Source organism: Streptomyces sp. NBC_01166 (assembly GCF_045039765.1).
GTDB lineage: Bacteria > Actinomycetota > Actinomycetes > Streptomycetales > Streptomycetaceae > Streptomyces.
Genome location: NZ_CP108613.1, coordinates 3,963,503 through 3,981,912, shown reverse-complemented (window position 1 = coordinate 3,981,912; position 18,410 = coordinate 3,963,503). Strand labels below are relative to the sequence as shown.

The window sequence follows — 18,410 nt, the reverse complement described above, 5'->3', positions numbered from 1 at the left end:
GGACATGGGGGTTGAGATGAACAGGAAAGCCGTGGAGTGGTCTTTGAGGACGCTGCGTCGTGCGTGGGAGGCCAGGTTCGGCACGCGTGCCCGGCCCCAAGGCCTCGACAGGGGGATGACGACGTCCGAGTACGCGGTGGGAACCATCGCCGCCTGTGCGTTCGCGGCGGTGCTCTACAAGGTGGTTACCAGCGGGGCGGTGTTGTCGGCCTTGCAGTCGCTGATCAAGGACGCCCTCGATGCGAAGTTCTGAAGGGCCGCTGAGGGGCCCGAGCGGCGACCGGGGAGCGGTGACGGCAGAGGCGGCCATGGTCCTTCCCGTGCTGGTGGCCTTCGTTTTCGCCCTCGTCTGGGCGCTGGTCGCAGCGTCGGACCAGATCCGCTGCGTGGACGCCGCACGTGCCGGAGCGCGGGCCGCTGCCCGGTCGGAGCCGGAGGACTCGGTGCGGTCCGCGGCTCAGGAGGCGGCGCCGGACCGGGCCCGGGTCGCGGTGGAGCGGACAGGAGGCCTGTGGCGGGTCCGGGTGGAGGCGCCGACGCCGGGGCCTGGACCACTGGGCCTGACGCTGAGCGCTGAGGCGGTCGCGTTGGCCGAGGACACCGTGGGGGCGGAGCCGTGAGGAGGATGAAGGCTGCCCCTGGGGTACGGGACCGGGGCCTGGCGACGGTCTGGACGGCCGTCACGACGACGACGCTCTGCGTGGTGTTCGCGACGGTGCTCGCTCTCGGACAGGCCGTCGCCGCCCGTCACAGAGCCGGCGGTGCGGCGGATCTGGCTGCGCTCGCCGCGGCCGATCAGGCGTTGCGGGGTGCGGAGACGGCGTGCGGGGCCGCCGGAGAGGTCGCCCTGGCCCAAGGGGCGGAGATCGTGCGCTGTGTGGTCCAGGGAGAGATCGCCGACGTGACCGCCCGGGCGCGCTTCGGTCCGTACGCACCTGAGGTCAGGTCGAGGGCGGGTCCTCCGGGCCCCTCGCTGCCCCCGGCGGCGGCACCGTCCGCCGAGTAGCCGGGGCACGGGCGTGGCCTCATCCAGCGGCGCTCTCCGGCCGCGGGCCCTCCGAGCTCTCCGCCGGACCGCCTTCGGCGGGCTCGGACGGTGCGGTTCTGAGCAGTTCGGTCAGGAGGCGTACGGCGCCCCGCTTGTGCAGTGGCTCGTTGCCGTTGCCGCACTTGGGGGACTGGATGCAGGACGGGCAGCCCGCCTCGCACTCGCAGGACGCGATGGCCTGGCGCGTTGCCGTGAGCCACGTACGGGCCGTGTGGAAGGCGCGCTCCGCGAAGCCGGCACCGCCCGGGTGGCCGTCGTAGACGAACACCGTGGGAAGGAGCGTGTCGGGGTGCAGCGGAACGGAGACACCGCCGATGTCCCAGCGGTCGCAGGTGGCGAAGAGCGGCAGCATCCCGATGGAGGCGTGTTCGGCGGCGTGCAGGGCCCCTCCGAGGATCTCCGGGGTGATCCGGGCGGCATCGAGCTGGTCCTCGGTGACCGTCCACCACACGGCACGGGTGCGCAGGGTACGGGGCGGCAGGTCGAGTTTGGTCTCGCCCAGGACTTCCCCGGTGATCAGCTTGCGGCGAAGGAAGGAGACGACCTGGTTGGTGACCTCGACGGAGCCGAAGCAGAGACGCCCGTCACCCCAAGGGATCTCGGTGTCCGTCTCCAGCACGGCGATCGCGGTCGTGTCCCGGGCGTTGGTCGAATACGGAGGAACGGCTTCCTCCACCAGGGCCACAGAATCCTCCAGGTCCAGCGTGCGGACGAGATAGGTGCGGCCCTGGTGAAGATGGACGGCACCCTCGTGGACGGCGGTGTGCGCCGCTGATTCGTCGACGGTGCCCAGCAGCCGGCCGGTGCCCTCCTCGACGATCTGGATCGGACGGCCGCCCCCGCCGCGGATGTCGGTGAGGTCGGCAGCGCGTTCACGGCGGGTCCAGTGCCAGCCCGTCGTCCGTCTGCGCAGAAGCTTCGCTGCCTCCAGCTGCGGCAGGAGTTCGGGTACCGCGGGGCCGAAGAGCTCGATGTCGGACTCCGTGAGGGGGAGCTCCGCGGCCGCGGCGCACAGGTGGGGAGCAAGGACGTACGGGTTGTCCGGGTCCAGGACGGTCGACTCCACGGGCTGCTGGAACAACGCCTCGGGGTGGTGGACGAGGAAGGTGTCCAGCGGGTCGTCCCGGGCCACGAGGACGGCGAGGGCGCCCTGCCCCGAACGCCCTGCGCGGCCGGCCTGCTGCCAGAGGGAGGCGCGGGTGCCCGGGTAGCCGGCGATGACCACGGCGTCCAGGCCCGAGACGTCGATGCCGAGCTCCAGGGCGGTCGTGGCGGCCAGGCCGAGGAGGTCTCCCGAGTGCAGCGCTCGTTCCAGGGCCCGGCGTTCCTCGGGCAGGTAGCCGCCGCGGTAGGCGGCGACTCGCCCGGGCAGCGAGCGGTCCACCTCGGCGAGCCGTTCCTTGGCGATGAGGGAGATGAGCTCGGCGCCGCGCCGGGAGCGTACGAAGGCGACCGAGCGCACGCCCTGGAGGGTCAGGTCGGTCAGAAGGTCGGCGGTCTCGGCCGTGGCGGTACGGCGTACGGGTGCCCCCTTCTCGCCGTGCAGCTCGGTCAGCGGAGGCTCCCAGAGGGCGAAGACCAGCTCTCCCCGGGGCGAGGCGTCGTCGGCGACCTCCTTGACGGGCAGGCCCGTGAGACGGCCGGCGGCGACCGAGGGCTGCGCCGCGGTGGCGGAGGCGAGGAGGAAGACGGGTTCGGATCCGTAGCGGGCGCAGAGACGGCGGAGACGGCGGAGCACCTGGGCGACGTGGGAGCCGAAGACGCCCCGGTAGGTGTGGCACTCGTCGATGACGACGAAGCGGAGGGACCGGAGGAAGGAGGCCCAGCGGGGATGGGACGGGAGGATGCCCCGGTGCAGCATGTCGGGGTTCGTGAGGACGTAATTGGCGTACTGGCGCACCCATTCGCGTTCTTCGACCGGCGTGTCCCCGTCGTAGACCGCCGGCCGGATCGCGGAGCCGAGGGGCTCCGCGAGCGCCTTCACCGCGCGGCGCTGGTCGGCGGCCAGAGCCTTGGTGGGGGCGAGGTACAGAGCGGTGGTGCCGCGGCCGTTCGGAGCATCGGAGCCGTCGAGGAGGGTACTCAGCACCGGAGCGAGGTAGGCGAGCGATTTGCCGGACGCCGTCCCTGTGGCGATCACCACGGACTCGCCGTCCAGGGCGTGCTCAGCCGCGGCGGCCTGGTGCGTCCACGGATGGTCGATTCCGGCCCGCCCGATTGCCGAGACCACTTCCGGCCGGATGCGATCAGGCCAGGGGGCATGGGTTCCCGCACGCGGGGGCAAGTGCTCCGTATGAGTGATGCGCGCTGCCCGGCCCGCCGCTGCGGCGAGCCGGTCGAGAACCACCGTGGGAGAGGGGCGCGAGCCCGCGTTCTCGGGTGGTCGACTGGGGCGGTGATTCTTGGCCATCGGCACCGAGTGTGTCACTGGCGTGACGGACAATGGTCCCAAGGCGTCGTGCATGGCTGCTGGTAAGTGATTGAATGCCATCGCGGCTGGCGATCCGTCCCCTGGCCTCCGTCGGGGAGACCGAGGGGCGACCGCTCGATAGCAAGGTGCTGGAGGATCCGTGGACCTGTCCCTGTCGACTCGCAATGTGTCCGGGCCTGGTGGCGACCGTACGGTCGTCGAGGTCGGTGGCGAGATTGATGTGTATACCGCGCCCAAGCTGCGCGAGCAGTTGGTCGAGTTGGTGAATGACGGCAGCTACCACTTGGTTGTCGACATGGAAGGCGTCGACTTCCTCGACTCCACCGGCCTCGGCGTGCTCGTGGGCGGCTTGAAGCGTGTCCGGGCCCATGAGGGCTCGCTGCGCCTGGTGTGCAACCAGGAGCGCATTCTCAAGATCTTCCGGATCACAGGTCTGACCAAGGTGTTTCCCATCCACACCACGGTCGACGAGGCTGTCGCGGCTACCGACTGACGGTCGGTGCAGGCCGGCAGCTCCAAGGCCGGCAGGCACGCTGTGACAGACCGGCAGGCGGCAGCAGACGGGCCGCCACGAGCAGGCGGTCGACCATGTGGTCGGCTGCCGGCTTCGTCGGTTTCCGGAGGAGAATGAGAGCAGGGGTACCGGGCACCACGCCCGGGCCCCTGAGATGCACGCCCGTACGTTCGAGGGGGATGGCATGCCAACCGTTGAACTCCGCTTCAGCGCTCAGCCCGAACACGTCAGGACGGCCCGCCTCGTGGCAGCCGCCGTGGCGCGCCGGGCGGGTGTCGACGAGGCGGTGCTCGACGAGGTCAGGCTCGCGGTCGGCGAGGCGTGCAGTCGCGCCGTAGGGCTGCACCGGAGTCATGACATCGCCGCCCCGGTCACGGTCGTCCTGACCGAGGAGGAGAAGGCGTTCTCCATCGAGGTCGGCGACGGGCACGTCGCCCCGGGAAGCGACGCCTCGGTGGCGGGAGCGCCCGGCGGTGGAGGCCCGGACGATCCGGACACCGACGCCGACAGCGAGGACGAGATGGGCCTGGCGGTCATCAGCGGACTGGTCGACGACGTGGAAGTCCGCACGGGTGCGGATGGCGGAGTGATCCGCATGTCCTGGCCGACGACTCCCGCCGTAGTGCTTCCCTGAGCCCGACCCCGGCCCTCAGCCCCGGCCCCTGCCTCCGACCCTGGCCCCCGGCCCCGGCCCCTGCCTCCGACCCTGGCACCCGGCCCACTGCGTCTGGCACGGCCCCTGCTCTGCCCGGTGCCGCTTTTCGTCCCGCCGACGCCCGTCCCGGGGCGTCTGCACCCGTCGGGTGACAGGTGTGATCACGTTTTCCGGCCCTGCTGAGCAGGGCCTTTTTATTTGTGCTTGATCAATGATCTACGGCAATTCCGTGTGTGCCATGCCTCTGTCCCATTACTGCATTCGGGTTCACATGCGAGCGAGATCATTTGCCATTGGGTGGACGGAAGTCGATTTCATTGACCACCCACTGTTTTGATCAGCCTCCGCTCCCTACAATCCGTCCACGTCTTGAGCGCTCAGCGTCAAGGAGGACGTATGGCGGAGTTCTTCAACACCCCACTGGCAGAACTGACGCACGTTCCCGTACCTTCCGGCCGCTCCACCTCACTCGCAGCCGCAGTACTCACCGACAGCAACCGGCTGATCGTCGTCGTCATCGCGGTCGTCGCCCTTGCCGCGCTGGTCGTGGCCCAGTTGCTCGCACGCCAGGTGCTGGCGGCGGGTGAAGGCACCGAACGCATGAAAGAGATCGCGGCAGCCGTCCAGGAAGGCGCGAATGCCTATCTGGCCCGGCAGCTGCGTACAGTCGGCATCTTCGCCGTCGTCGTGTTCTTCCTGCTCCTGCTGCTTCCGGCCGACAACTGGTCGCAGCGCGCGGGGCGCTCGCTGTTCTTCCTGGTGGGTGCGCTTTTCTCGGCGGCCACCGGATACATCGGTATGCGGCTCGCGGTACGCAGCAATGTGCGTGTGGCCGCCGCCGCGCGTGAGGCGACTCCAGCGGAAGGAGAACCGGAGAAAGATCTCACCACCGTTTCGCACAAGGCGATGAAGATCGCTTTTCGAACAGGTGGAGTGGTCGGCATGATCACGGTGGGCCTCGGCCTGCTCGGCGCTTCCTGCGTGGTGCTCGTCTACGCCGCCGACGCGCCCAAGGTGCTGGAGGGGTTCGGCCTCGGCGCCGCGCTGATCGCCATGTTCATGAGGGTCGGGGGCGGCATCTTCACCAAGGCCGCCGACGTGGGTGCCGACCTCGTGGGCAAGGTGGAGCAGGGCATCCCTGAGGACGACCCGCGCAACGCCGCCACCATCGCCGACAACGTGGGCGACAACGTCGGTGACTGCGCGGGCATGGCCGCCGACCTCTTCGAGTCGTACGCCGTGACGCTCGTGGCCGCGCTCATCCTGGGCAAGGTTGCCTTCGGCGACGCGGGGCTCGCCTTTCCGCTGATCGTCCCGGCGATCGGGGTGGTCACGGCGATGATCGGGATCTTCGCGGTCGCTCCCCGGCGCGCGGACCGGAGCGGTATGAGCGCCATCAACCGCGGATTCTTCGTCTCCGCCGTGATCTCGCTCGCCCTCGTGGCCGTGGCCGTCTTCGTCTATCTGCCGTCCTCGTACGCCGGGCTGGACGGGGTCACCGACGAGGCCATCACCTCGCACGGTGGCGACCCGCGCGCCTTCGCCCTGGTCGCCGTGGCCATCGGGATCGTGCTCGCCGCCCTGATCCAGCAGCTCACCGGCTACTTCACCGAGACCAGCCGGCGTCCCGTCCGGGACATCGGGAAGTCCGCGCTGACCGGCCCGGCCACCGTCGTGCTCGCGGGCATCTCCATCGGCCTGGAGTCGGCCGTCTACACCGCGCTCCTGATCGGTCTCGGCGTCTACGGGGCGTTCCTGCTCGGCGGTACGTCGATCATGCTCGCGCTCTTCGCGGTCGCCCTGGCGGGGACCGGCCTCCTCACCACCGTGGGTGTCATCGTCGCGATGGACACCTTCGGCCCGGTCTCCGACAACGCCCAGGGCATCGCAGAGATGTCCGGGGACGTCACGGGTGCGGGAGCCCAGGTCCTCACCGACCTGGACGCCGTCGGCAACACCACCAAGGCCATCACCAAGGGCATCGCGATCGCCACAGCGGTCCTGGCCGCGGCCGCGCTCTTCGGCTCGTACCGGGACGCCATCGCCACCGCGGTCGACGATGTGGGGGCGCGGGCGGGGGAGCTCGGGCTGAGCCTGGACATCTCGCAGCCGAACAACCTGGTCGGCCTGATCCTCGGAGCCGCGGTCGTCTTCCTCTTCTCCGGGCTGGCCATCAACGCGGTCTCCCGTTCGGCGGGGGCCGTCGTCTACGAGGTGCGGCGGCAGTTCCGGGAGCACCCCGGGATCATGGACTACACGGAGAAACCGGAGTACGGCCGTGTAGTCGACATCTGCACCAAGGACGCGCTGCGCGAGCTGGCCACACCCGGGCTGCTCGCGGTCCTGGCGCCGATCGCGGTGGGATTCACCCTGGGGGTGGGTGCCCTCGGCTCGTATCTCGCGGGCGCGATCGCCACGGGCACCCTGATGGCCGTCTTCCTCGCCAACTCCGGTGGCGCGTGGGACAACGCCAAGAAACTCGTCGAGGACGGCCACCACGGCGGCAAGGGCAGCGAGGCCCATGCCGCGACAGTCATCGGCGACACGGTCGGCGACCCGTTCAAGGACACGGCGGGCCCCGCCATCAACCCGCTCCTCAAGGTGATGAATCTCGTGGCGCTGCTCATCGCCCCCGCGGTGGTGCAGTTCAGTTACGGGGACGACGCGAGTGCGGGTGTGCGGGCCCTGGTGGCCGTCATCGCCATCGTCGTCATCATCGGCGCCGTCTACGTGTCCAAGCGGCGGGGAATCGCCGTGGGCGACAGCGGCAGCGGTGGCCCGGGCGGGGACGGCGGTGACGACGGCGGGGGCGGCCCCGCCAAGTCCACCGACCCCGCGGCTGTTTCCTGACGCGAGAGGTCATGGGCGGAGTCGGCCCGTATCCGACACCCGCTCAGCACGGCGGCGGGCGGCGCGTTCTGATGAGCCGTCCGCCGTCCCATGTCCCGGCGCCTCGCTGCCGACAGGGCGAGTCGGACATGTGTCCGAGTGGTCAGGTGAGTTGTATCTCCCTCATTACCCTTGGTGCAAATGGCTGCAAAAGAATATATATCGGATGCTCGCCGCCTGATTGCCGTCCGCTTGGCGTGTAAGTTCCGGGGCCGAGAGCCTTGGAAGGGACCCAAACCGGTGAACAAGAAGCTTGCAGCCGCACTGTCCGGCGGTGCGGTACTCGTACTGACGCTGTCGGGTTGCAGCGACGACAGCGACAACAAGGTGAACGACTGGGCGAAGAAGGTCTGCGACCAGGTTCAGCCGCAGTTGCAGAAGATCGCGAACGCCAATGCCGCGATCCAGCAGCAGACTGCCGACAACAGCAAGCCCGCTGACGTCCAGAAGACCGACTCGGCCGCCTTCCAGCAGATCTCGGGGGCCTACAAGGCGCTGGGCACGGCCGTGCAGTCGGCGGGCGCACCTCCCGTCGACGGCGGGGAGACCACCCAGAAGGAGGCCGTGAAGGAGCTCAACGCCTCCTCGGTGGCCTACGCGAATCTGAAGACGAAGGTCGACGCGCTCGACACGAAGGACCAGGCGAAGTTCGCCGACGGCCTCAAGGACATCGCCGACGAGCTGAACAAGATCAGCACCAACGGTGACCAGGCGCTGAAGAAGCTTCAGTCCGGCGAGGTCGGCTCCGCGATGGCCAAGCAGAAGGGCTGCCAGAAGCCGACCGCCTCGGCCCCGCCCGCCTCCGCTCCGTCCGCCCCGGCGTCGCCCTCGGCGAGCGAGAAGGCGAGCGACGAGAAGGCGAGCGACGAGAAGGCAGGCGACGAGAAGGCAGGCGACAAGGCGAGCGAGGAGTCGTGACGGCGGACAGCGCCGGACGAGGGCAGCGGCGCGCAGCAGTCGTGGCGGACGAGCGCCATCGCGAGCTGCCGTAACAGCGCGAAGCCCCGTGGAGGAGACCTCCTCGCAGCGGCCGGCCGCCCCCGCGGGCGCCCGGCCGCTGCCGTTGTCGGCGGGAGCGGACACAATGGGCGGGTGAGTACGTCCAGCCTTCCCGCATCCGACCGTGCCCCCCGGCTCCGCGAAGCCCTGATTGCCGCCGCCTTCACCGCCGACGGCCTCCTGGAACGCCTCGGCGCGCCCGCGTACACGGCGCTCGCCCGTAGCGAGACCGTCCCGGCGCTCCGGGCCACCCGCGGGGGCTCGCCGCTCGACACGCTGGTGCGGCTGTTCCTTCTGCAGCGCCCTGTTCCGGCCCCTGAGGCCGCCGCGGCCCTCCCTCTGGAGGAGTGCGTGGAGGACGGCTGGGTGGTCCACGAGGGCGACCTGGTCAGAGCGACCGTCGACGTTCGGCCCTACGGCGGGCCCGAGGGCCAGGACTGGTTCATCGTGTCCGACCTGGGATGCGCCGTCGGCGGGGCCGGCGGCATCGGCTCGCACGACGAGGGCGTCGTCCTCGGCGTCGGCGGTGCCTCCACCACGCTCGCGGGGATCACCGTGCGCAGGCCCGTGGCCTCCGCCCTCGATGTCGGTACGGGCTCCGGTATCCAGGCCCTGCACGCCGCCCAGCACGCCACCGAGGTGACCGCCACGGACGTCAACCCGCGCGCCCTGGAATTCACCCGCCTCACCCTCGCGCTGTCCGGAGCCGCCCCCGCCGACCTGCGGGAGGGCTCCCTCTTCGAACCGGTCGGTACGGAGACGTACGACCTGATCGTCTCCAACCCGCCCTTCGTCATCTCGCCCGGCGCCCGGCTGACCTACCGCGACGGCGGCATGGGCGGCGACGATCTGTGCCGGGCCCTCGTGCAGGAGGCCGGGGACCGGCTCAACGAGGGGGGATACGCGCAGTTCCTCGCCAACTGGCAGCACGTGGAGGGCGAGGAGTGGCAGGACCGGGTGCGCTCCTGGGTGCCCGCCGGCTGCGACGCCTGGATCGTGCAGCGCGAGGTGCAGGACGTCACGCAGTACGCCGAGCTGTGGCTGCGCGACAGCGGTGACCACCGCACCGACCCCGCCCTGTACACCGAGCGGTACGAGGCGTGGCTGGACGAATTCGAGGCACGCAGCACCAAGGCCGTCGGCTTCGGCTGGATCACACTCCGGAAGTCCGCCGCGGCCGCCGCCGGGAATCCCTCGCTCGTCGCCGAGGAGTGGCCGCACTCGATCGAGCAGCCTCTCGGGCCCGCCGTCGAGGCCCATTTCGTACGGCAGGACTATCTGCGGGAACACGACGACGCGGCGCTGCTGGCCGCGCACTTCACCCTTGCCGAGGAGGTCGTGCAGGAGCAGGTCGGGCTGCCGGGGGCGGAGGATCCCGAGCATGTGGTGCTGCGTCAGCACCGCGGTATGCGCCGGGCGACCAAGGTCGACGCCGTCGGGGCCGGGTTCGCGGGCGTGTGCGACGGATCGCTGCCCGCGGGGCGGATCCTGGACGCCATCGCCCAGCTGATGGCCGAGGACCCGGTGCTGCTGCGCGACCGCACCCCGCAGGCGATCCGGCTGCTGGTGGAGGAAGGCTTCCTGGACCCCGTGCGGTGACGCGGCCCCCACGTCACCGGCTTCCCCGGTCCGCCGCCGCGCTCCGCTCCGTGTGTCCGAGCCTCGCGCTCCTGCGCCCAACACCCTTCTGACCAGGGCCTGCACATCTCCCCGGACGCCGTCCCGGTGCGGTGCGCGGGTTCCTCTTACGGTCGTTCGCCGGGTGTCCGCACGGCGTTCATCCGGGGTTCCCGCCGAGGCCTCCCCGGCGTGGCAGCCTCCCCTCTGCCGAGGGCCGAGGCGCCCGCAGGCCCGAGCGTGAGGGGTACGGACATGGAGAGTGTCACCGCGGTCTTCGCCGGTGCGGCCTTCGCGCTGTTCGGTTCCGCCCTCCTCGTCTGGACGGGGGCGCGCACGATCCAGCGCGCGCCGGTCGCGCTCGGTGTGAGCCCTGTCGCCTCCACCGCTCTCGCCACCCTCTTCGGCGTACTCTTCGTCGTCCTCGGCGTGTGGTGCTTCACCCGCGTCTGATCCGCTTGTCCGGCGGGGGTGCCGGCCGCCGGCCGGCCGTCCCCGCGGGTTCTCCCGCAGGACCGCGAAACCCGCAGGCGACAGCCGTGCGCGGAGCGGACCGGGCGGTCCGGGCGGCAGGAATGGCGGAAGTCGGGTTACCGTTCGAGTGGCCGTTGCGGGCTTTTGCCGTTTGACACGGGGGCGGGTTGTACCGTCACACTCCGCAGCGACAGCACCGCGGGCAGCGTAAGAGCGCTGCCCGGATGCCCCACGAGTGCCGACCGGAGAGAAGAGCGAAGTTGTCCCCGACCAGCGAGACCGCAGGCCGCCGACTCGTCATTGTCGAGTCGCCTGCCAAGGCGAAGACGATCAAGGGCTATCTCGGCCCCGGATACGTCGTCGAGGCGAGCGTCGGGCACATCCGCGACCTGCCGAACGGCGCCGCCGAGGTGCCGGACGAGTACACCGGTGAGGTACGCCGCCTCGGCGTGGACGTCGAGAACGACTTCCAGCCGATCTACGTCGTCAACGCAGACAAGAAAGCCCAGGTCAGGAAGCTCAAGCAGCTCCTCGCCGAATCCGACGAACTCTTCCTCGCCACCGATGAGGACCGCGAGGGCGAAGCCATCGCGTGGCACCTGCAGGAAGTCCTCAAGCCCAAGGTCCCGGTCCACCGGATGGTCTTCCACGAGATCACCAAGGACGCGATCAGGGCGGCCGTCGCCAACCCGCGCGAGCTCAACCAGCGCATGGTCGACGCCCAGGAGACCCGCCGTATCCTCGACCGCCTCTACGGCTACGAGGTCTCGCCGGTCCTGTGGAAGAAGGTCATGCCGCGGCTCTCCGCGGGCCGTGTCCAGTCGGTCGCCACCCGCCTCGTCGTCGAGCGGGAGCGCGAGCGCATCGCCTTCCGCTCCGCCGAGTACTGGGACCTGACCGGCACCTTCGCCACCGGACGCACCGGTGACGCCTCCGACCCCTCGACGCTCACCGCCCGCCTCAGCGCGGTCGACGGGCGCCGTATCGCCCAGGGCCGCGACTTCGGCCCGGACGGGCAGCTCAAGGCGGGCTCCGCCCAGACGCTGCACCTGGACGAGACCAACGCCCGCGCCCTGGCAGCGGCGCTCGCCGACTCCGCGTTCGCGGTCCGCTCGGTCGAGTCGAAGCCGTACCGCCGCTCGCCGTACGCGCCCTTCCGCACGACGACCCTCCAGCAGGAGGCGAGCCGGAAGCTGGGCTTCGGGGCGAAGGCCACGATGCAGGTGGCGCAGAAGCTGTACGAGAACGGCTTCATCACCTATATGCGTACGGACTCCACGACCCTCTCGGACACCGCGGTCTCCGCGGCCCGGGCGCAGGTCACGCAGCTGTACGGGGCGAACTACCTGCCCGACAAGCCGCGCACCTACGCCGGCAAGGTCAAGAACGCGCAGGAGGCGCACGAGGCGATCCGCCCCTCCGGCGACCGCTTCCGCACCCCGGCCGAGACGGGCCTCACCGGCGACCAGTTCCGGCTCTACGAGCTGATCTGGAAGCGGACCGTCGCCTCTCAGATGAAGGACGCCACGGGTAACTCCGTCACGGTGAAGATCGGTGGCCGGGCGAGCGACGGCCGTGACGCCGAGTTCTCCGCGTCCGGCAAGACGATCACCTTCCACGGCTTCATGAAGGCGTACGTCGAGGGCGCGGACGACCCGAACGCCGAGCTGGACGACCGCGAGCGCCGTCTGCCGCAGGTCGCCGAGGGCGACGCGCTGACCGCCGACGAGGTCACGGTCGACGGGCACGCCACCAAGCCGCCGGCCCGCTACACCGAGGCCTCGCTGGTCAAGGAGCTCGAAGAGCGCGAGATCGGCCGTCCGTCGACGTACGCCTCGATCATCGGGACGATCCTGGACCGCGGCTACGTGTTCAAGAAGGGCACGGCCCTGGTGCCGTCGTTCCTCTCGTTCGCCGTGGTCAACCTGCTGGAGAAGCACTTCGGCCGGCTCGTCGACTACGACTTCACCGCCCGTATGGAGGACGACCTCGACCGCATCGCGCGGGGCGAGGCCCAGTCCGTGCCGTGGCTGAGGCACTTCTACTTCGGCACGGGTGACGACACGACCGGCGCGGGCGCGGCCTCCGCCGCGGGCAACGGCGACGGGGACCACCTCGGCGGTCTGAAGGAACTCGTGACCGACCTGGGCGCGATCGACGCCCGCGAGATCTCCTCGTTCCCCGTCGGCAACGACATCAAGCTCCGCGTCGGCCGCTACGGCCCGTACATCGAGCGTGGTGAGAAGGACTCCGAGGGCCACCAGCGCGCCGACGTCCCGGAGGACCTGGCGCCCGACGAGCTGACGGTGGAGCTCGCCGAGGAGCTGCTGGCCGCGCCCAGCGGCGACCACGAACTCGGTACCGATCCCCAGAGCGGCAACGAGATCATCGCGAAGCTCGGACGGTACGGCCCGTACGTCACCGAGGTGCTGCCCGAGGGCACCCCGAAGACGGGCAAGAACGCGGTGAAGCCGCGGACCGCGTCACTCTTCAAGTCCATGTCGCTCGATACGGTGACGCTCGCCGAGGCGCTCAAGCTGATGTCCCTGCCGAGGGTCGTCGGCGAGGACGCCGAGGGTGTCGAGATCACCGCGCAGAACGGCCGCTACGGTCCGTACCTCAAGAAGGGCACGGACTCGCGTTCGCTGACCTCCGAGGACCAGCTCTTCGACATCACCCTCGAAGAGGCGCTGGCGATCTACGCCCAGCCGAAGCAGCGCGGGCGGGCCGCCGCCAAGCCGCCGCTGAAGGAGCTGGGCACGGACCCGGTGAGCGGGGCCCCGGTCGTCGTGAAGGACGGCCGTTTCGGCGCGTACGTCACCGACGGCGAGACGAACGCGACGCTGCGGACCGACGACAGCGTCGAGGACATCACGCCGGAGCGCGGTTACGAGCTGCTCGCCGAGAAGCGGGCCAAGGGGCCGGCGAAGAAGAAGACGGCGAAGAAGGCTCCGGCCAAGAAGGCGCCCGCGAAGAAGGCGACGGCGGCGAAGAAGACGACCGCCAAGAAGGCCACCGCCACCAAGACGACGGCGGCGAAGAAGACGACCGCCAAGAAGGCACCGGCGAAGAAGGCGACCGTCGCGGCGAAGAAGACCGCTTCGGCCTCGTCCGAGGAGAGCTGACCGCGGGCTGAGCAGCCGGCGGGAGCCGCGAGGAGCAGGCGGTCAGGCCTGCACGAACGCCGGAAGGGCCGGGGAAACCCGGCCCTTCCGGCGTTGTCGCGAGGTGCGGACGGAGTTCCCGTTGGGCATATGTTCGGACGCGGCCCCCGGGCACCGCACGGCTCCCGATAGGCTGGGCGGATGACGCGAGCCGAGCAGCCACCGGTCGTGAGCCCCACCTCCGACACACTTGCCGCAGACTCACGCGAGCGCGCCGTACGAGCCCTGTTGCGTGTTCCCCCGCTCAGGCGGTTGTGGAGCGCCCAGCTCGTCGGCAGTATCGGCGATTCACTCGCCCTTCTTGTGCTTGTGCTGTTGTCGCTGCAGGCGGCGGTCCTCGAGGGCTCCTTCGGGGCCGGATACCGCGGGGCGGCCTTTGCCGTCGCCGCCGTGTTCGGTGCCCGGATTCTTTCCACCGTGCTCTTCGGAGCCGTACTACTGGGACCGCTGACGGCGCTCACGGCGCCCGGCGGTCCGATCGACCGGCGCTGGCTGATGATCGGGGCGGACGCGCTGCGTCTCGCTCTGCTGGTCGTCGCGCCCCTGTGGATCGACTGGATGCCGGACAAGGCACTCATGATGATCCTGATCACCGTCTTCGTGGCAGGCGTCGGCGAACGCCTGTGGGCGGTGGCCAAGGAGAGCGCCGCTCCCGCGCTGCTTCCCGCCCCGCCCCCGGAGGGCGCCGCCGTGCGCCCGCTGCCGGACCACCTCGACGCCCTCCGCAGGCTCTCCCTGCGGACGAACTTCCTGTCGGTCCCCGCGGCCGCGGTCGTGCTGGTGGTCGCCGCGCTGATCGGTGAACTGCTGGGTACCGGTTTCGACTGGTTCTCCTTCCACCAGGCCGCACTCGGTTCCTACATCGCGGCGGGGCTCTTCTCCGCCTCGGTCTCGACGCTGTACTTCCTCGAGCTTCCGGCCACACAGACGCCCCGCCCGCGCTCGCCCCTGGAGGGCCTGCGCCGGCCGGCCACCGGAACGGGGTCCGACAAGGGCCGCACCGGGAGTATCCCGCTGGTCGTCGCCGCGTGCTCCGCGGTCGCCGGGGCCATCGCCGCCGCGGCGGGCGTCTCCGTGCTGCACGCCGCCGACCTCGGTGGCGGACCCGTCACCTTCGGCCTGCTGATCCTGGCCCTGACCGGTGGCACCGCGCTCGGTATCCGTACCGCGCGGAAGGTGTTGCCCGCCCTATCGCGCCGCCGGCTGCTGGCCCTGGCGGTCGCTGTCACGGGCGTGGCGCTCCTCGTGCTCGGCCTGGTGCCCGACACCGCCACCGGACTGCTGATCGCGCTGCTCGCCGGTTACGCGGCGGGGGTCGCCGCCAACATCGGGCATGCGGTCATCGACCAGGAGACGGAGGCGTTCCGGCAGGCCAGGGCCACCGAGCACCTCCAGGCCGTGGTCCGGGTGCTGGTCGCGCTCGGTGCGGTGGGCGGACCGCTGCTCGCCGCCGCCATCGGGCGGCACCGCCTGGGGTCCGGTGACTTCGTCTTCGCGCACGGCGGCGCGGCCTTCACGCTGATGCTCGTCGGCGCGCTGCTGCTGCCCGTCGCGGTGATCGTCCTCGCCAGGACAGACGACCGTGCCGGTGTGCCGCTCCGCCGCGACCTGCGTGAGGCGCTGCGCGGCGGTGACCCCGCCGTCGCGCCCGCGGCGAACGGTTTCTTCCTCGTCCTGGAGGGCGGCGACGGAGCCGGCAAGTCCACCCAGGTCGAGGCGCTCGCCGAGTGGATCCGTGCCAAGGGCCACGAGGTCGTCGTGACGCGCGAGCCGGGGGCCACCCCGGTCGGCAAGCGGCTGCGTTCGATCCTGCTGGACGTCTCGTCGGCCGGCCTGTCCAACCGGGCCGAGGCCCTGCTGTACGCCGCCGACCGGGCCGAGCACGTGGACTCGGTCGTGCGCCCGGCACTGGAGCGCGGCGCGATCGTGATCTCCGACCGCTACATCGACTCGTCCGTCGCCTACCAGGGCGCGGGCCGGGACCTCGCCCCGACCGAGATCGCCAGGATCTCGCGCTGGGCGACGAGTGGGCTCGTACCGCACCTGACGGTTCTTCTGGACGTCGATCCGGAGACGGCACGGGAACGCTTCACCGAGGCGCCCGACCGGCTGGAGTCCGAGCCGGCCGAGTTCCACACCCGGGTGCGGTCCGGTTTCCTCACCCTCGCGGCGGCCGACCCGACCCGCTACCTGGTGGTGGACGCCGGCCAGGAGCCGGAAGCGATCACCACGGTCGTACGCCACCGGCTCGACCGGCTGCTCCCGCTCTCCGAGGCGGAGATCAAGGCCCAGGAAGAGGCACGCAGGGCCGCCGAGGAGGAAGCCCGGCGCAAGGCCGAGGAAGAGGCCGCGCGCAAGGCCGAGGAGGAGCGGCTGGAGCGCGAGCGGCAGGCTCAGCTCGCCAAGCTCCGCGCCGAGGAGGAGGAGCGCAGGCGCCGCGAGGAGGAAGAGGCGCGTCAGCGCGAGGCCGAACGGCAGGCGGAGGAGGCGCGGCAGCGTGCCGAGGAGGCCCGCCGCCGCGCGGAGGAGGAGCGGGCCCGTCTCGAGGCCGAGGAGCGGGTGCGCGAGGCCGAGCAGGAGCGGTTGCGCCTGCAGGCCCAGGAGGAGGCGCGGCTGCGCAAGGAGGCGGAGGAACTGCGCCTGGAGAAGCAGCGCAAGGCGGAGGAGGCGCTGATGCGGGCCGAGGAGGCCCGCCGCCGTGCCGAGGCCGAGGCGGCTGCCCGGGCGGAGGAGGCGGCTGCGGCCGCCGCCGCAGAGCGTTCCCAGGAGTCCGGCTCCAGGTCCACCGGGCCGTCCGTGCCGGACAACGAGCTCACCGTCCCGACTCCGGTCGTGAACCCGAACGAGATCACGCAGCCCGTGCCGGTCGCCAGGCCGGACCGCCCGGCGCCCGACGCGGACGAGACGACGGTCCTGCCGCCGGTGCGCGACGCGGACGAGACGGCCGTCCTGCCGCCCGTGCGCGACGGGAACCCGTCGGACCGGGTTCCGCCGGGCGTCTTCCGCGACGAGCGCGGGGCCTCCCGCCCCGAGAGCGAGAACGAGCGCACGCGTGAACTGCCCCAGATCAGCGACGATCCGCAGGCGGGACCGGGGGCGCAGGGCGCTTCCGGCCGGCAGAGGCGCCCGCGTCCCGACTGGGCCGAGGAGACGCCGCTCGACGATCTGCCGTCCCTGGCAGACGAACTGCTCGGCGGTAACGACGACGACCAGGGCGGCTCCGGACGGGGCGGGCGCCGGCCCCGCCGCTGACTGACGGACGCCGGGCTCGGGCACGGAACGCCGGGACTGTCGGACCCTTCCCGCACAATAGGGAGGCGCCGGAGTTCCGGCGTTCCAGCACGACACCACCGGAAGGGCGGTGACCATGACCGTTTGGGACGACCTGGTCGGACAGGACCGGGTGCAGGAGCAGCTCGGTGCCGCCGCCCGGGACGCCGATGTCCTGGTCACCGCCATCTCCGAGGGCGAGCCGGTGCCCCCCGGATCGAAGATGACGCACGCGTGGCTGTTCACGGGCCCGCCCGGCTCGGGCCGGTCCACCGCCGCCCGTGCCTTCGCCGCCGCGCTCCAGTGCACCAGCCCCGACCGTGCCCTGGGCGGTGCTCCCGGCTGTGGCTTCTGCGACGGCTGCCACACGGCCCTGATCGGGACCCACGCCGACGTCGAGGTGATCCGGACGGATCTGCTCTCGATCGGTGTGAAGGAGACCCGTGAGCTCGTGCGCCGTGCCCAGCTGTCCCCCGCCGTGGGCCGCTGGCAGGTCATCGTCATGGAGGACGCCGACCGCCTCACCGAGGGCGCGGGCAACGTTCTGCTGAAGGCGGTGGAGGAGCCCGCTCCCCGCACGGTGTGGCTGCTCTGCGCGCCCTCCCTCGAGGACGTGCTGCCCACGATCCGCTCCCGCTGCCGTCACCTCACGCTGCGTACGCCTCCGGTCGACGCCGTGGCCGATGTGCTGATCAGGCGGGACGGCATCGACCCCGAGCGTGCCGCGTCGGCCGCCCGTGCGACGCAGGGGCACATCGGCCGGGCGCGCCGGCTGGCCACGGACGAGCGGGCGCGTGCGCGCCGTGCCGCCGTGCTCAAGCTCCCGCTGCGTGTCCATGACGTCGGCGGCTGCCTCAAGGCGGCCCAGGAGCTGATCGACACGGCGACCGACGACGCCAAACAGGTCGCCGAGGAGGTCGACGTCAAGGAGACGGACGACCTGAAGGCGGCGCTCGGCGGCGTGGCGGGGGGCCGGATGCCTCGCGGGACGGCGGGTGCGATGAAGGAATTGGAGGACAGGCAGAAGCGCCGCAGGACGCGTACGCAGCGCGACAGCCTGGACCTCGCGCTCAGCGAACTCACCGGCTTCTACCGCGATGTGCTGGCACTCCAGCTGGGCTCCCGGATCGCGCTCGCCAACACCGACGTCCGGGACTCCCTCGACCGGATCGCCGAGTCGTCCACCCCCGAGCGCACCCTGCGCCGGATAGAGGCCGTGATCGCCTGCCGCCGCGCCCTCGACCGTAACGTCGCGCCGCTGCTGGCCGTTGAGGCCATGGCGGTCGCGCTCCGGGCGGGCTGAGTCCGGCATCCCCGCGTGGTGCGCTCCCGGGGTGCGCAGGGCCGGG

The 18,410-nt window shown here is 71.2% G+C and carries 13 protein-coding genes; 12 read left to right on the top strand and 1 reads right to left on the bottom strand.

Translation table 11 applies throughout. The annotated features are described in order from the left end of the window. The first annotated feature begins 4 nt into the window (after window positions 1–4). The 3 genes from OG379_RS18195 to OG379_RS18185 are packed head-to-tail and all read left to right on the top strand — an operon-like array spanning window position 5 to window position 1,006. Window positions 5–253, top strand: a complete 249-nt coding sequence (locus OG379_RS18195) for a DUF4244 domain-containing protein (protein WP_405664086.1) — start codon at window positions 5–7, stop codon at window positions 251–253. Then, on the top strand, window positions 240–620 hold the full coding sequence (locus OG379_RS18190; protein ID WP_405664083.1) for a TadE family type IV pilus minor pilin: 381 nt from the start codon (window positions 240–242) through the stop codon (window positions 618–620). Before OG379_RS18195 ends, OG379_RS18190 begins: the two co-directional genes overlap by 14 nt. Window positions 621–625: 5 nt before the next feature. Beyond that, the gene (locus OG379_RS18185; RefSeq protein WP_405664081.1) at window positions 626–1,006 is read left to right on the top strand and encodes an Rv3654c family TadE-like protein; all 381 of its coding nucleotides are present in this window, start codon (window positions 626–628) and stop codon (window positions 1,004–1,006) included. Between the two features lie 19 nt (window positions 1,007–1,025). Here the strand turns inward: OG379_RS18185 and OG379_RS18180 are convergent, their stop codons facing one another. Beyond that, window positions 1,026–3,539, bottom strand: coding sequence for a DEAD/DEAH box helicase (locus OG379_RS18180; RefSeq protein WP_405664078.1), 2,514 nt, complete (start codon window positions 3,537–3,539; stop codon window positions 1,026–1,028). Between the two features lie 79 nt (window positions 3,540–3,618). Between OG379_RS18180 and OG379_RS18175 the strand changes: the two genes are divergently transcribed. The 9 genes from OG379_RS18175 to OG379_RS18135 all read left to right on the top strand — a co-directional run bounded on the left by OG379_RS18175 (window position 3,619) and on the right by OG379_RS18135 (window position 18,364). Next, a complete protein-coding gene (locus OG379_RS18175; RefSeq protein WP_003967428.1) occupies window positions 3,619–3,972 on the top strand; it encodes an STAS domain-containing protein in 354 nt (117 codons plus the stop codon). Between the two features lie 205 nt (window positions 3,973–4,177). After that, complete coding sequence (locus OG379_RS18170) at window positions 4,178–4,627, top strand: ATP-binding protein (RefSeq protein ID WP_393756012.1); 450 nt, start codon at window positions 4,178–4,180, stop codon at window positions 4,625–4,627. Between the two features lie 417 nt (window positions 4,628–5,044). After that, window positions 5,045–7,498, top strand: a complete 2,454-nt coding sequence (locus OG379_RS18165) for a sodium-translocating pyrophosphatase (RefSeq protein WP_405664074.1) — start codon at window positions 5,045–5,047, stop codon at window positions 7,496–7,498. Between the two features lie 279 nt (window positions 7,499–7,777). Further along, window positions 7,778–8,455, top strand: coding sequence for a small secreted protein (locus tag OG379_RS18160; RefSeq protein ID WP_405664072.1), 678 nt, complete (start codon window positions 7,778–7,780; stop codon window positions 8,453–8,455). Window positions 8,456–8,629: 174 nt separating this feature from the next. Beyond that, window positions 8,630–10,135 carry a methyltransferase gene (locus OG379_RS18155; RefSeq protein WP_405664070.1) on the top strand — a complete coding sequence of 502 codons (1,506 nt, stop codon included), beginning with the start codon at window positions 8,630–8,632 and terminating at the stop codon, window positions 10,133–10,135. Between the two features lie 273 nt (window positions 10,136–10,408). After that, window positions 10,409–10,606 carry a hypothetical protein gene (locus OG379_RS18150; RefSeq protein ID WP_405664068.1) on the top strand — a complete coding sequence of 66 codons (198 nt, stop codon included), beginning with the start codon at window positions 10,409–10,411 and terminating at the stop codon, window positions 10,604–10,606. A 281-nt stretch (window positions 10,607–10,887) separates the two neighbouring features. Then, a complete protein-coding gene (gene topA / locus OG379_RS18145; RefSeq protein WP_405664065.1) occupies window positions 10,888–13,752 on the top strand; it encodes a type I DNA topoisomerase in 2,865 nt (954 codons plus the stop codon). A gap of 180 nt (window positions 13,753–13,932) precedes the next feature. Further along, a complete protein-coding gene (gene tmk / locus OG379_RS18140; RefSeq protein ID WP_405664062.1) occupies window positions 13,933–17,043 on the top strand; it encodes a dTMP kinase in 3,111 nt (1,036 codons plus the stop codon). A gap of 115 nt (window positions 17,044–17,158) precedes the next feature. Then, window positions 17,159–18,364 (top strand): DNA polymerase III subunit delta', encoded by a 1,206-nt coding sequence (locus OG379_RS18135; RefSeq protein WP_104786999.1) that lies wholly within the window; start codon window positions 17,159–17,161, stop codon window positions 18,362–18,364. Window positions 18,365–18,410: the final 46 nt, after the last annotated feature.

Excerpts from the sequence above, each read along its gene's own strand:
- tmk (WP_405664062.1), top strand. The coding sequence starts at position 13,933 with ATGACGCGAGCCGAGCAGCCACCGGTCGTGAGCCCCACCTCCGACACA.
- OG379_RS18185 (WP_405664081.1), top strand. The coding sequence starts at position 626 with ATGAAGGCTGCCCCTGGGGTACGGGACCGGGGCCTGGCGACGGTCTGG.
- OG379_RS18135 (WP_104786999.1), top strand. The coding sequence starts at position 17,159 with ATGACCGTTTGGGACGACCTGGTCGGACAGGACCGGGTGCAGGAGCAG.
- OG379_RS18195 (WP_405664086.1), top strand. The coding sequence starts at position 5 with ATGGGGGTTGAGATGAACAGGAAAGCCGTGGAGTGGTCTTTGAGGACG.
- OG379_RS18165 (WP_405664074.1), top strand. The coding sequence starts at position 5,045 with ATGGCGGAGTTCTTCAACACCCCACTGGCAGAACTGACGCACGTTCCC.
- OG379_RS18150 (WP_405664068.1), top strand. The coding sequence starts at position 10,409 with ATGGAGAGTGTCACCGCGGTCTTCGCCGGTGCGGCCTTCGCGCTGTTC.
- OG379_RS18180 (WP_405664078.1), bottom strand. The coding sequence starts at position 3,539 with ATGGCATTCAATCACTTACCAGCAGCCATGCACGACGCCTTGGGACCA.
- OG379_RS18170 (WP_393756012.1), top strand. The coding sequence starts at position 4,178 with ATGCCAACCGTTGAACTCCGCTTCAGCGCTCAGCCCGAACACGTCAGG.
- OG379_RS18190 (WP_405664083.1), top strand. The coding sequence starts at position 240 with ATGCGAAGTTCTGAAGGGCCGCTGAGGGGCCCGAGCGGCGACCGGGGA.